Raw genomic sequence first — 13,351 nt, 5'->3', positions numbered from 1 at the left:
TGAGGCGATCGTGACTGGTCCGCAGACGACCGATCCCGACTGGTGGCGGCAGGCAGTCGTGTACCAGATCTACCCGCGCAGCTTCGCCGACGCCAACGGCGACGGCGTCGGTGACCTGCCGGGCATCATCAGTCGAGTCCCGTACCTGGTGGCGCTGGGCATCGATGCGGTGTGGCTGAGCCCGTTCTACCCGTCCGCGCTGGCCGACGGTGGGTACGACGTGGACGACTACCGCAACGTCGACCCGCGACTGGGCACGCTGGAGGACTTCGACCAGCTGGTCGAGGCGCTGCACGTCGAGGGCATCAAGCTGATCGTCGACATCGTTCCGAACCACACGTCGAACCGGCACGAGTGGTTCGTCGAGGCGCTGGCGGCGGCCAAGGGGCACCCGGCCCGCGATCGGTACATCTTCCGGGACGGCCTCGACGGCGCCCCCGACCAGCCGCCGTCGGACTGGGACTCGGTCTTCGGTGGGTCCGCCTGGGCGCAGACCGACGACGGCCAGTGGTACCTGCACATGTTCGCCGCCGAGCAGCCCGACCTGAACTGGCAGCACCCGGAGGTCCGCTCGGACTTCCTGGACACGCTGAAGTTCTGGTCCGACCGTGGCGTGGACGGCTTCCGCGTCGACGTCGCGCACGCGCTGGTGAAGGACCTGTCCGAGCCGTTCCCGTCGCAGGCCGCGCTGCCGAGGCAGTCGGAGTCGTACGGCAAGCACCCGCTCTGGGACCAGGACGGCGTGCACGAGATCTACAAGGACTGGCGCAAGCTGCTGAACACGTACGACCCGCCGCGTTCGGCGGTCGCCGAGGCGTTCGTACCGGCCTCCCGCCGGGCCCGGTACGCGAGCGCCGACGGGCTCGGGCAGGCGTTCAACTTCGACCTGCTGCAGGCCGACTTCGAGTACGAGAAGTTCCGCCAGGTGATCGAGGCCAACCTCGCTCTCGCGGACGAGAACGGCTCGTCGTCGACCTGGGTGTTCTCCAACCACGACGTGGTCCGCCACGCGACCCGGTACGGCCTGCCGAAGAACCCGAAGGGCGGCTGGCAGGACGGTAAGGACTGGCTGCTCAGCAACGGCACCGAGCCGACCGTCGACGTGGCCCTCGGTCTCCGCCGGGCGCGCGCCGCGACGCTGCTGATGCTCGCGCTGCCCGGCTCGGCGTACCTGTACCAGGGCGAGGAACTCGGCCTGCAGGAGGTCGGCGAGCTGCCGGCCGCGAACCTGCAGGACCCGGCGTACTTCCGCTCGAAGGGTGCCGAGAAGGGCCGCGACGGCTGCCGGGTGCCGATCCCGTGGACCGTCGAAGGGCTGTCCTTCGGCTTCGGTTCGGGCGGTTCGCACCTGGTCCAGCCGAAGTGGTTCGGGGCGTACTCGGTCGAGGCGCAGCAGGCCGACGTGGAGTCGACGCTGAGCCTGTACCGCAAGGCCCTGGCGGTACGGCGCGGGCTGCGGACCGGCAACTCGCTGACCTGGGTGGACGAGTCGGACTCGGTCATGCACTTCACCCGGCCCGGCGGCTGGCAGTGCGTGACGAACTTCGGCGTCGCTCCGGTGGAGCTGCCGGACGCCGCGGTCGTCCTGTCCAGCGGACCGCTCGACGGGGACAAGCTCCCCGGTGACACAACGGCCTGGCTGATCTAGGCCTCAAGAACTCGCTCCGGTCCGGCCGTCCCGAGACGGCACTCCCCCTGTGGCCGGAGCGACCCGTCGGAGCGGGTGTGGTGGTGGACGCGGCGGGGCGGTCGCTCCACCACACCAGCACCCGCACCGGCGGAACTGGTTGTGGCGGGGGCACCGGGCGGCTGCCCCCGTCACAATCCAGCAGAAAACCGCAAATGTCAGGATATGCCCGTGACGACACTTGCTGACGTGATCTCAATTCTCGACCGGCTGTACGACCCTGCCTGGGCGGAGTCCTGGGACGCGGTCGGCCTGGTCACGGGCGATCCGGATCAAGAGGTACGCCGGGTGCTGTTCGCCGTCGATCCGATCCGGGCAGTGGTGGACGAGGCGATCGCGGGCGGGTACGACCTGCTGGTCACGCATCACCCGCTGTTGCTGCGCGGTGTGAACAGCGTGGCGGCGAACACCCCGAAGGGCAGGGTCGTCCACGACCTGATCCGCGCCGGCGTCGCGCTGCACGTGTGTCACACGAACGCGGACAACGCCAACCCAGGGGTCAGCGACGCGCTCGCCGCCGCGATCGGCCTGCGTGACACCCGGCCGTTGAAGGCGATGCCGGCCGAGCCGATGGACAAGGTGGTCGTGTTCGTCCCGGTCGCCGAGACCCAGGCGATGCTGGACGCGCTGGCGAAGGCCGGCGCCGGTCAGATCGGCGACTACGAACGGGCCGCCTGGAGCGCTACCGGCGAAGGCACATTCCGTCCGCTGGCCGGCGCGAACCCGACCATCGGCCGGGTCGGCGACATCGAGGTCGTACCCGAGCATCGGCTCGAGATGATCCTCCCGCGCCGGAAGCGCCGCGCGGTCGTCGAAGCACTGATCGCCGCGCACTCGTACGAAGAGCCCGCGTACGACGTGTACGAGCTGGCCGAGTTGCCGAGCAACCGCGGCGGCGGGCGGATCGGCGTACTCGCGGAGGCGCTTCCGCTGACCGAGTTCGCGCGACTGGTCGGGGAGCGCCTGCCGCGCACCGAGCACGGCGTACGCGTGTCCGGCGAGCTGGACCGGATGATCCGGACGGTCGCGGTGGTCGGGGGAGCGGGGGACTCGGAGTTCGACCGGGTCCGCGCGGCCGGCGTCGACGCGTACCTGACCGCCGACCTTCGGCATCACCCCGCGACCGAGGCCCGGGCGTACGGCGACCCGGCGCTGGTCGACGTCGCGCACTGGGCCAGCGAATGGCCGTGGCTCGCGGACGCGGAACGCCTCCTGGTAGAGGGTCTGGCGGCCCAAGGCAGTACCGTGGACACTCACATCTCAACCCTCTGCACGGACGCCTGGACGCTGCGGATCTGAGTACGCCGCCACAAGTTGAAGGAGCCGACTCTGAACGCCGAGCCCGCCGTCCAACGCCGGTTGCTGGACCTGCAGGATCTCGACCTGCAGCTGGATCAGGTCGCGCACAAGCGCGCGTCGTTGCCCGAGCACAAGGCGCTGAAGGACCTGGCCGCCGAGAAGTCGGTGGTCGATCGTGAGCTGGTCACGGCGGACACCGAGGTCAGCGATCTGCAGCGTGAGCAGAAGAAGGCCGACAGTGACGTCGAGCAGGTCCGCCAGCGCCGCGCGCGGAACCAGCAGCGGCTCGACTCCGGTCAGGTCACCTCGCCACGCGACCTGGAGAACCTGCAGCACGAGATCGGTTCGCTGGACCGGCGGATCTCCGACCTGGAGGACTCCGAGCTCGAGGTGATGGAAAAGCTCGAAGCCGCCGAGGTGGTGCAGTCCGGTCTGCGTACCCGGGCGGAGGCGTTCGCCGGCCGGCAGTCCGAGCTGGAGACGACGCGGGACTCGACGCTCAAGGAGCTCGACGAGCAGCGAGCGGGTATCGCGGATCAGCGCGCCAAGGTGGTCGCGGAGTTGCCGGAGCAGCTGGTCACGCAGTACCAGCGGCTTCGTGAGCACAACGGCGGGATCGGCGCCGCGCCGCTCGTCGGCAAGCGCTGTATGGGCTGCCGGATGGAGCTCTCGCCGTCGGACCTGAACACGATCAAGGCCGCGCCCGCCGACGCGGTGCTGCGCTGCGAGGAGTGCGGGCGGATCCTGGTCCGTACGTCGGAGAGCGCCGCGTGAGCGAGCGAAGCGAGCTCACCGTCGAGCACAGCGCATTTCGTGCCTCATCCGCGCCCGGAGCGAAGCGAGGACGTGGATGAGTGCTGACCATGTCATCGTCGAGGCTGACGGTGGGTCGCGCGGGAACCCGGGTCCGGCCGCGTACGGGGCGTTGGTACGCGATCCCGTCTCTGGGCAGGTGATCGCGCAGCAGGGGCGGACGTTGGGGATCGCCACCAACAACGTCGCCGAGTACTCGGGGTTGGTGGCCGGGCTCGAGCTGGCGGCGGAGTACGCGCCGGATGCCTCGATCGAGGTGCGGATGGACTCCAAGCTGGTGATCGAGCAGATGGCCGGGCGATGGAAGATCAAGCACCCGGACCTGCAGCCGCTGGCGATCAAGGCGCAGGGGCTGGCACCGTTCGGGACCGAGTGGACCTGGGTGCCACGCGCGAAGAACGCTGCCGCTGACGCGCTGGCGAACAATGCCTTGGACGGGGTCCCGATCCCACTGCGGCCGGCGCCGGCTGGTGCCGCGGCGAGTGCGGTGCCGGCGGCGTCGGATCAGCAGAAGGCGATGCGTGGTTGGGGGGCGCCGAGTGAGCCGCCGACCAGGTTGATCTTCCTGCGGCATGGCGAAACCCCGCACACTGCTGAAAAACGCTTCTCGGGTTCGGGTGGCGACGACCCGTCACTCAGCGAGAACGGCCGCGATCAAGCCACGGCCGCCGCCGCGTACCTGCTCAACGCCGGCGCGATTGATGCGGTGGTGAGTTCGCCGATGCGGCGGGCCCGGGAGACTGCTTCGGTGGTGGCGGAGCGGCTCGGGTTGAGCGTGGTGGTGGACGACGGTTGGGTGGAGTGTTCGTTCGGGGATTGGGACGGGCATACGTTCGCCGAAGTACAGAAGAAGTGGCCGGATGCGTTGAACGCCTGGCTCGAGTCGACCAGCGTCGCGCCGCCGGGCGGTGAATCGTTCGACAGCTGCGCGCGACGGGCACGCTCCGCGCGAGACGGCCTGCTCTCCCGGTACCCGGGCAAGACAGTCGTCGTGGTCACCCACGTGACCCCGATCAAGCTGATGGTCCGATCGGTGCTACAGGCCCCCATGAGCGCGATGTTCCGCATGGAACTCCGCCCCGCCACTCTCACCGAAGTCAACTGGTACGCCGACGGCCTGGCCTCTCTCCGCTCGTTCAACGTCCAGCCCTGACCACCACCCACCCGGCGTACCTGGCCGTGGTGGATTGTGGTGTGCCCTAGTCTGACTGCATGCCGCTGCAGAAGGTTCGGTTTGCTGAGGACGTGCCTGAGGTGTTTCGGGCGTCGTTGCAGGACATCCGGCGGGAGCTGGAGGTGCCGGCTGCCTTCCCGCCCGAGGTGACCGCGGCGGCGCTCGCGGCGGCCGGGAACGCGCGGCTGCCGGAGCTCGACCGGACCGATCTCCCGTTCGTCACCATCGACCCACCGGACTCGATGGATCTCGACCAAGCCGTACACATCGAGCGAACCAGCACCGGCTACACGGTGTACTACGCGATCGCCGACGTCGCCGCGTACGTACAACCCGGCGACCCGATCGACCTCGAGGCCCGCCGGCGCGGCGAAACCCTGTACGCGCCGGACAAGCGAACCCCGCTGCACCCGCCGGAGCTTTCCGAGGCGGCCGCGTCCCTCCTGCCCGGCCAGATCCGCCCGGCCGTCCTCTGGACGATGACACTCGACGCGACCGGCGAAGGTACGGCCGTCACGTGCGAACGTGCTCTGATGAAGTCACGCGCCAAGCTGAACTACGCCGGCGTACAGAAGGATCTGGACGCGGGTACGGCACCGGAGCCGCTGCAACTGCTGCGTGAGGTCGGCAAGCTCCGCGAGCAGCGCGAGCTCGACCGTGGCGGCGTCAACCTGCCGATCCCGGATCAGGAGGTCGTCACCTCGAACCACGGGTGGGGCCTGGAGTTCCGCGCGCCGCTGCCGGTCGAGGGCTGGAACGCGCAGATCTCCCTGCTCACCGGCATGGCCGCGGCCGAGCTGATGATGAAAGGCAAGATCGGCATCCTGCGTACCTTGCCCGAATCGCATGACGATCTGCGCCGCAAACTCGGCAACACCGCGAAGGCGCTCGGCATCGAATGGCCGGACGCGACACCGTACGCGCAGTTCATCCACGGCCTGGACCCGAAGGTTCCGGCGAACGCGGCGATGCTCGCGGCCTGCACCGTACTGTTCCGCGGCGCCGGCTACAGCGCGTTCGACGGGAGCGTGCCGGAGCAGCCGCAGCACGCGGCGATGAAGGCGGAGTACGCGCATGCGACCGCGCCGCTGCGGCGGCTGGTGGACCGGTGGACGAGCGAGATCTGCGTCGCGCTGTCCGCGGGCACCGAGGTACCGGCGTGGGTGCGCGAGTCGATGGACGAAATCCCGAAGATGATGGACGAGGCGGACCGGCGGGCGCACGCGTACGAACGGGCGATCGTCAGCATGGTCGAGGCCGGGCTGGTCGCGGATCAGGTCGGCGCGGAGTTCGACGGGGTGATCACCGAGGTCGACGAGCGGGAGAACGGTCGCGGCGTCGTCGCGCTGACCAAGATCGCGATCGAGGGCCGGGTCACCGGTACCGCGCTGCCGCTCGGCCGGCAGGCCCGCGTACGGCTCGTGGAGGCCGACATCGCCAAACGCACGATCGCCTTCGAGCTGCTCCACTAAGGAGTTTTCGTGCCGGCCAGGTAGTCGTCGAGGGCGGCTGTGGTGCGGGCGAGGTCGTTGGTCGCGAGTAGGTCGATCAGCGCTCCGCGGAGCATCGCGAGTACGCCCGTACGCCGCGCTTCCGTCTCGTCCGGCGCGCTTGTCTTGAGCAGTTCGAGCCAGTCGTCGACCGTGGAGCGCGCGAAGTCGGCCCACGGTCCTTCGGGTGAGACCAGCGACCGCCCGTACGCCTCGACCCAGAACGTCATGAGCGGCCGGCGTTCCGGCGCGGCCAGCCAGGTCCACAGTTCGTGCGCGACCACGGTCAGGCCGGGCGGCTCGTCGTACTGCTGCTCGGTCCGGCGCAGGAGCTCCAGCTGGTCGGCGCGCCCGCGGGCGAGCAGGGCCCGGATCAGGCCGTCCTTGCTGCCGAACAGGAACAGCAGCACCCGCGGGCTCGACCCGATCGCGGTCGCCAGCGGGCGCAGCGACAGGTCGCCCAGGCCGTGCGTCAGCGAGTACGCGTAGGCGCGTTCCAGCAGCTCCTGCTCCCGGGCGGAAGGGGCTTCCTTGGTGGTCGGCACGGGGCTAGTATTGCGTACTGAAACAGTCGTGTCAGTAGATCGGGTGTGGGTTGATGACGAAACTGATCAGGAAGCTGGGCAAACCGGGCGATCTCGGCTGGGTGGTGCAGTCGCACGCGGAGGTGTACGCGGCCGAGTACGGCTGGGGAGTCGCGTACGAAACGCTGATCGCGCAGCTCGTGGCGGCGTACGCGACCGAGCACGACGAGGTCCGTGAAGCGGCGTGGATCGCCGAGGTCGACGGCGAGCGGGCCGGCAGCATCTTCTGCGTCCGTGGCCCGGACGAGACGACCGCGCAACTCCGGCTGCTGCTGGTCACCCCGGCCGCGCGCGGCCTGAAGCTTGGTGCCGAGCTGGTCGACACCTGCCTCGCCTTCGCCCGCGACGCCGGGTACAAGCGGATGGTGCTGTGGACCAACGATCCGCTGGCCGCGGCCCGGCACATCTATCTGAACCGCGGGTTCCGTCTCACCGCCTCCGAGCCGCACGAGCTGTGGGGAGACAAACTCCTTGGCCAGACCTACGAATTGGACCTGTAGGTTCCTTATTTCTGGCAGGTCGGGGCGCCGGGCGCGGCGGTTCCGTGGATGACGTGGGAGAGGAACGTGGTGATGTACCCGTTCTGGACCGTCAGCGCGTGCCGCGGGTCGACGCTGCCGAGCGGGAGGAACTTGCGCAGCGGGTACGCGAGGTAGTACACGCCGTAGTCGGTGAAGTTGAAGTGCCTGCTGCCCGGGACGGTCGCGCACCACGACGTACCAGTGCTTGCCTTGAGCAACGAGAGGGCGCGGTCCCGGCTGTCGTCGTTCTTGGCGTCCGGGCCGCAGACGCTGGTGATGCACGAGTCGTCGGCACCGAGCAGCAGCATCGGTGCCTTGACGCCCTTCTGCACCACGTCGCCGAACTGCGCGCCGTCCAGGTCGACCGCCGCCGTACACCGCGAGTCCTGCCGGCACGCTTCGAGCGACGCGGCGCCGCCGAACGAGTGGCCGACGTACGAGGGCCCGACCGCGTTGTCGACCGAACCAGGGACTTGCTTCGCGACCATGCCGGCCGCGAACCGCGCGTCGGCGGCCCAGACGTTCACCAGTTGATCGCCGGTCTGTCGCGCGGCCTCGTTGCTGTCGCCGAGGTTCGACGGGTTCGCGGCCGGTTTGCTCTCGACACTCTGGCCGGCGAGCACGGTGAGGTTCGCGGAGTACGTCGGGGTGACGCCCGCGACCAGGTACCCGTGACTCGCGAGATCCTCGGCCAGCGCCGCGTACATCGGCGCCGATAGGCCCATCCCCGGCATCAGCACAACCACCGGGAACCGCCCCGGCGCGATCGCCGCCCGGTCCAGCGCGCGATCCTGCAGCGTGTCGAACGGCCCCTGCAGCAACGAGAGTGGCGCTTTCAGGTGCAGACCACTCCACAGTCCGGGCGCGTACTCGACACGGTGCCCGGTGGTCTGTTTCGCGACGGGATACCAAAGCCAGACAGCCAGCTTGCGCGGACCATCCGCGTACGGATCGCGCCGCGGCGTATCCGTCCACTCGAACGTCCTGCGCCCGACCTGGAAGTTCCCGGTCGGCTCCGGCAACGACACCGGCTCCGAGCGCTGCACCAGCACCCACCCGACGTACCCGGCCCCGCCGAGAAGCACGACCAGAATCAGGATCACGATGCTGGTGCGTACCCGTCTGCGCATGCTCCCAAGTTTCGCATCCAGGTCGTGTCGAACCCGGTACGTCCGCTCCGACGTACCAGGTGATCGGTGCTGATTCGTTGTCGTTTTGCGTACTTGAGGAGCTCGAATGAACCTGCCGGAGATCGTGTCCCGCGACGAATGGCTGACCGCGCGCCGCGCGCTGCTGGCCGAGGAGAAGGCGTTCACCAAACAACGCGACGCACTGAACACCCGCCGCCGCGAACTCCCGATGGTGCGCCTCGACAAGCCCTACACCTTCACCGGCGCCGCCGGCCCGGCCAGCCTCCTCGATCTCTTCGAAGGCCGCCCGCAACTTTTGGTATACCATTTCATGTTCCAGCCCGAGTGGGACGCGGGCTGCTCGAACTGCACGTGGCTGGTGGACGACATCGGTACACAGAACAGCCTGCACGAGGCGAACACGTCCTTCGCGCTGGTGTCACGCGCACCGTACGAGAAACTCGCCGCGTACCGGGAAACGCGCGGCTGGGAATACCCGTGGTACTCATCAGGCGACACGGACTTCAACTACGACTTCCACGTCACCCTGGACGAGTCGCGGGTGCCGTTCGAATACAACTACCGCTCGAAAGCCGACTGGGACGTACAGCCCGACAACGAGTTCACCCAAAGCCCGCAACCCTTCGACCTACACGGCATGAGCTGCTTCCTGCAAGACGGCGAGCAGATCTACCACACCTACTCCACCTACGGCCGCGGCCCAGACGCCATGACCTTCACAGTCACCGCCCTCGACCTAACCCCCCTCGGCCGCCAAGAACCCTGGGAGAAACCATCCGGCCGCACCCCCAAACCCCCCACAGAAGAAACCCCCTGCCACTAACAACCACCCACCCGCCCCCGCTCCGCCGGTGCTCCGTCGCTCCGCTCCTCTCGCGCCTGCTACTCGCGCTCCCACCCGTCCAGGCCTAGCGCCGGTGCATTCACCGGCGTCCACGTACGCGAGCCGCCCGCTGGTACGGCGGTTCGCTGTGGAGCCGGACTTGCCCGCCTCCGTCGGGTTCTCCGGCTGTCGCCGGATTTCCGAGCTGTCGCCAGGTCTGCGGTGCTCTCGCCAGGACGTGGCTTGTCGCCTGCTCTTCCGCGGCTGTCGCCGGGATGGGGCTGTCGCCTGGTCTTTCGCGGCTGCCGCTGGGGGTTTGCGGGGTTGCCGCCCTGGACAGCGCGCCCAGCGGCGCGACCTTGGCGGCACGGTGGCCGTCAGCCCAGTGCGCGACCTGCGCTTGCTACGCGGGGTTACTACCAATGCCGGTGCGTTCGGCCTGATGGATGCTGGTGATGGAACCACGCGGGCTTCCTGCCGGACCAACCGCCGGCGATCCAGCCGCCGACCTCCCATTCACCTCTCACCCGTGCGCGTCACCGGCCCATCCCACAGGTTCACCTCTCAGCTGGTCGGTTACTGCCCGGCATACGAGGGATGAGCCGTCCACTTAAGAGGTGAACCCCTCCGCCCGCCGCCTGCCGGTTACCTCCACCCAACGGCCGTCACCTACCGGAAGACCCCCGCGCTTGGTTGCTAAAGGCATCGATGATGGCGATTGCGCGAGCGTCCGGCGACAGCTCAGCAGTGTCCAGCACGAGGTCGAACCGTCCATCCATCCCATGCCCTTCATGCCCGCGCGCATTGCCGATGTGGCGCCCGTGGTTCCGTTCGTCCTCGCGTTGTTCGATCACGTCGAGCGGTGCCCGCAGCGCCACCCAGTACGCGTCATAGCCAGCAAGCACTTCACGCCAGGCCGGCATGACCGTCTTGTCGACCGGCATCTCGTCAAGGATGATGTCGTTTCCGGTGTTCAGCAGGGCGAGTACGGACGCGCGCATGCCGGCGAGCAGCCGGACCCCGGCAGCACCGTAATGCGTGACAATGCAGGGCTTCCCGTCCTGGTCCAGCACCACGTCCTGCCAGAATCCTGGCCCAGGTCCGCGCGGATGTCCGGCCCAGTCGGACGGGAACATGTCGTAGAAATGATCCAGACCAACAACCAGCGGCCCGGGACAGATCCTTGTTACCGGCAACTACACGACACCACGGCAATCACCAACCCCGCGCGAGAAGCACGAGCCCCGGGCGGTGAGGAGCGCAACGACGAAGGTAGCGCGCGGAGTCCTATCGCGGAGTTTTGTCTTTTGTCAGCCAGAGGGCGGTGAAGATGGCGGTGGTCAGGGTGATGATGCCGGCTGTGGTGAAGGCGGTGTTGAGGCCTGCTTCGAAGGTTGCTCCGTTGGATTCGCGCGTACGGACTATCGCCCCGAGCACCGCCACGCCAAGGACTGCACCGATCTGCCGGGTAGTGCTGCTGATTCCCGACGCGAGACCGCCTTCCTGCGGATTGACTGCCTGAATCGCGGCGCCGGTCAACGGTGACATCGTCAACGCGAACCCGGCGCCGGCGATCGCCAACCGCCACCAAACATTCCCGTACCCGGTGTCCGCATGCACAAGGCCGAGCGCAACCAGCCCAACCCCGGCCAGCGCCAACCCGGCAGTGACGACGATCCGGAACCCGTACCGGGCAGCGAGTCGGCCGGCGTACGGGCTGACGATCACCATCGTCAGCGAAACCGGAAGCGTCTGCAGAGCCGCGCGCAGAAGCGAGCTGCCCTGCACCGACACGAAGAACTGCGAGAAGAAGAACGACGACCCCATCAGCGCGAAACCAACAACGACCATCGCCGTGTTGGAAACCGTGAACAGCCGCTGCCGGAACAACCGCAACGGCAGCATCGGTGCGGCTCGACGGTGTTCGACGACGAGGAAGGCGACGAGGAGTACGGTGCCCGCCGCGAAGGCGCTGAGGATCACCGGTGAGGTCCAGCCGCTCGCGCCGCCTTCGATCAGCCCGTACGTGAGTGCTCCGACCGCGAGTACGGACAGCCACGTTCCCGGGATGTCGATCGCGGGAGCGTTCGGGCTGCGGGACTCACCCAGTACGCGACGACCGGCCAGCAGCAGTACGACGCCGATCGGAAGGTTCACGAGGAAGATGGCGGGCCAGCCGAAGGTGTCCGTCAGTACGCCACCGGCCAGCGGCCCGGCGGCGAGACCGATGCCGCTGAAGCCGGCCCAGAGACCGATCGCCTTGACCCGTTCCTCGGGGCGCGGGTACGCGACGGCGAGTAGCGCCAGCGAGGCGGGGGAGAGCGCCGCGGCGCCGATGCCTTGGAGCGCGCGGCCCGCGATCAGCCAGCCGAGCGAGGGGGCGAGCGAACACAACGCGGACGCGACGGTGAAGATCGCGACGCCGATCAGGTACAGGCGTTTGCGGCCGAAGCGGTCCGCGAAGACGCCGCCGGACAAGAGCAGCATCGCGACGAGCAGTACGTACGCGTCGACGATCCATTGCAGGCCGGTCAGGTCGACGTGCAGCCGATGCTGCATATCTGGCAGTGCCGCGCCGACGATCGTGTTGTCCAGCAGCACCATGAACTGTCCCAGGCAGGTCAGGGTCAGGAGTGCTGCTCGGTTGCGGGTGTTGTGCGTGATGCTGGGTGCTGCGGTCTTCTCGTACGCGGTCAACGCGGTCCTCTCATCGCTAAATGCAGTCCGTGACTGCGTTAGTGACTGTATGACCGGGTCGCGGTAAACGCAAGTGGTAACTGCGTTAAGGTGGAGGCGTGGATGAGAGACGAGCCCGGCGGCCAGGTGGGCGGAGCGCGCGCGTACAGGCGGCGGTGCACGAAGCGGTCACCGGTCTGGTCGGCGAGCGTGGGTACGGGAACTTCACCGTCGGGGAGGTCGCGGCGCGCGCCGGGGTGGCCGACAGCAGCGTCTATCGCCGGTGGGGGAGCTTGGAAGCGCTCCTGACCGACGTGATGCTCACGCGGCTGAACGCGCGCTCGCCGATGCCGGACACCGGGAGCATCGCCGGGGACCTACGCGCGTACGCGGCCGCCGTCGCGCGCGAAATCACCGGCCCCGACGGACCGGCCCTCCTGCAACTGCTGCTCGCACTGCACAGCGCCGGCGAACAAGGCATCCGCGCCCGAGACAACCTCCTCGCCGACCGCTCCCAGCAACTCCAGTCCATGCTGGACCGCGCCCAGGAACGCGGCGAAACCACACCCCCGATCGACGACGTACTGGACCATGTTCTGGCGCCCCTGTACATCCGAGTCCTCTTCAACGCGGGCCCGCTCACGCCAACCTACGTAGACAACTTGGTCGATCGACTGCTCTGAGACGCCAGCCCTGCCTACGGAGCGGGGCTCGCAAGTGTGAGGGTGGAACGGGTCGGTCTGTAAGCCGGATTCTGTGGTCGGCGATCATCCATCTACGGTGGCCGTTGCCGGGCACCTCTTGCGGCCTACCCGCGAGCTCGGGCGGGCCGCCCTCAGTCGCTCGCGCCGGCGAGTGGTTGCCCACTGCCTTTCTTGGCCTTGCTCCACGTGGGGTTTACCTAGCCTCCGCAGTCACCTGCGGAGCTGGTGGTCTCTTACACCACCGTTTCACCCTTACCCGCACTCCAGTGAACCACGGGGTTCATTGGAGCCGCTGGCGGTTTGTTTTCTGTGGCACTGTCCCGCGGGTTGCCCCGGGTGGGCGTTACCCACCACGCTGCCCTGTGGAGTCCGGACTTTCCTCGGCGGCCTGTTGCCAGGCCGACGCGATCGCCCGACCGACCCGTTCCA

Annotated in this window: 12 protein-coding genes and 1 other RNA gene; 8 read left to right on the top strand and 5 right to left on the bottom strand. The window is 68.4% G+C overall.

Translation table 11 applies throughout. The features are described 5' to 3' along the window. Positions 1–10 precede the first annotated feature (10 nt). The 5 genes from HDA44_RS13350 to HDA44_RS13330 all read left to right on the top strand — a co-directional run bounded on the left by HDA44_RS13350 (position 11) and on the right by HDA44_RS13330 (position 6,445). Positions 11–1,648 carry a glycoside hydrolase family 13 protein gene (locus HDA44_RS13350; protein ID WP_337905942.1) on the top strand — a complete coding sequence of 546 codons (1,638 nt, stop codon included), beginning with the start codon at positions 11–13 and terminating at the stop codon, positions 1,646–1,648. A 204-nt stretch (positions 1,649–1,852) separates the two neighbouring features. Beyond that, the gene (locus tag HDA44_RS13345) at positions 1,853–2,986 is read left to right on the top strand and encodes a Nif3-like dinuclear metal center hexameric protein (protein ID WP_184834278.1); all 1,134 of its coding nucleotides are present in this window, start codon (positions 1,853–1,855) and stop codon (positions 2,984–2,986) included. A 15-nt stretch (positions 2,987–3,001) separates the two neighbouring features. After that, a complete protein-coding gene (locus tag HDA44_RS13340) occupies positions 3,002–3,760 on the top strand; it encodes a zinc ribbon domain-containing protein (RefSeq protein WP_238352439.1) in 759 nt (252 codons plus the stop codon). 76 nt (positions 3,761–3,836) lie between these two features. Then, the gene (locus tag HDA44_RS13335; protein WP_184834276.1) at positions 3,837–4,952 is read left to right on the top strand and encodes a bifunctional RNase H/acid phosphatase; all 1,116 of its coding nucleotides are present in this window, start codon (positions 3,837–3,839) and stop codon (positions 4,950–4,952) included. 59 nt (positions 4,953–5,011) lie between these two features. Next, positions 5,012–6,445 carry an RNB domain-containing ribonuclease gene (locus HDA44_RS13330; protein WP_184834274.1) on the top strand — a complete coding sequence of 478 codons (1,434 nt, stop codon included), beginning with the start codon at positions 5,012–5,014 and terminating at the stop codon, positions 6,443–6,445. On the opposite strand, the gene HDA44_RS13325 is transcribed toward HDA44_RS13330, so the two are convergent. Beyond that, entirely contained in the window at positions 6,442–7,008 is a 567-nt protein-coding gene (locus HDA44_RS13325; RefSeq protein ID WP_184834272.1) for a TetR/AcrR family transcriptional regulator, read from the bottom strand. The genes HDA44_RS13330 and HDA44_RS13325 overlap by 4 nt on opposite strands. Before the next feature lie 53 nt (positions 7,009–7,061). Between HDA44_RS13325 and HDA44_RS13320 the strand changes: the two genes are divergently transcribed. After that, positions 7,062–7,547: a GNAT family N-acetyltransferase gene (locus HDA44_RS13320; protein ID WP_184834270.1), complete on the top strand. Its 486-nt coding sequence runs from the start codon at positions 7,062–7,064 to the stop codon at positions 7,545–7,547. 5 nt (positions 7,548–7,552) lie between these two features. Here the strand turns inward: HDA44_RS13320 and HDA44_RS13315 are convergent, their stop codons facing one another. Next, the gene (locus tag HDA44_RS13315; RefSeq protein ID WP_184834268.1) at positions 7,553–8,698 is read right to left on the bottom strand and encodes an alpha/beta hydrolase family protein; all 1,146 of its coding nucleotides are present in this window, start codon (positions 8,696–8,698) and stop codon (positions 7,553–7,555) included. Between the two features lie 106 nt (positions 8,699–8,804). Here HDA44_RS13315 and HDA44_RS13310 point away from each other — a divergent pair, with 106 nt between their 5' ends. Then, complete coding sequence (locus HDA44_RS13310; protein ID WP_184834266.1) at positions 8,805–9,542, top strand: DUF899 domain-containing protein; 738 nt, start codon at positions 8,805–8,807, stop codon at positions 9,540–9,542. A 665-nt stretch (positions 9,543–10,207) separates the two neighbouring features. Here HDA44_RS13310 and HDA44_RS13305 read toward each other — a convergent pair. Further along, on the bottom strand, positions 10,208–10,618 hold the full coding sequence (locus HDA44_RS13305; protein WP_184834264.1) for a phosphotransferase-like protein: 411 nt from the start codon (positions 10,616–10,618) through the stop codon (positions 10,208–10,210). Positions 10,619–10,829: 211 nt separating this feature from the next. Next, positions 10,830–12,239 carry an MFS transporter gene (locus HDA44_RS13300; RefSeq protein ID WP_202887347.1) on the bottom strand — a complete coding sequence of 470 codons (1,410 nt, stop codon included), beginning with the start codon at positions 12,237–12,239 and terminating at the stop codon, positions 10,830–10,832. A 98-nt stretch (positions 12,240–12,337) separates the two neighbouring features. On the opposite strand from HDA44_RS13300, the gene HDA44_RS13295 reads away from it, so the two are divergent. Beyond that, positions 12,338–12,901 carry a TetR/AcrR family transcriptional regulator gene (locus HDA44_RS13295; RefSeq protein WP_184834261.1) on the top strand — a complete coding sequence of 188 codons (564 nt, stop codon included), beginning with the start codon at positions 12,338–12,340 and terminating at the stop codon, positions 12,899–12,901. 44 nt (positions 12,902–12,945) lie between these two features. Here the strand turns inward: HDA44_RS13295 and rnpB are convergent. Next, positions 12,946–13,346, bottom strand: an RNA gene (gene rnpB / locus HDA44_RS13290) — RNase P RNA component class A. Positions 13,347–13,351 lie beyond the last annotated feature (5 nt).

This window comes from Kribbella solani (genome assembly GCF_014205295.1).
GTDB classification, from domain to species: Bacteria; Actinomycetota; Actinomycetes; order Propionibacteriales; family Kribbellaceae; genus Kribbella; species Kribbella solani.
This window is presented reverse-complemented; position numbering and strand designations above follow the sequence as displayed.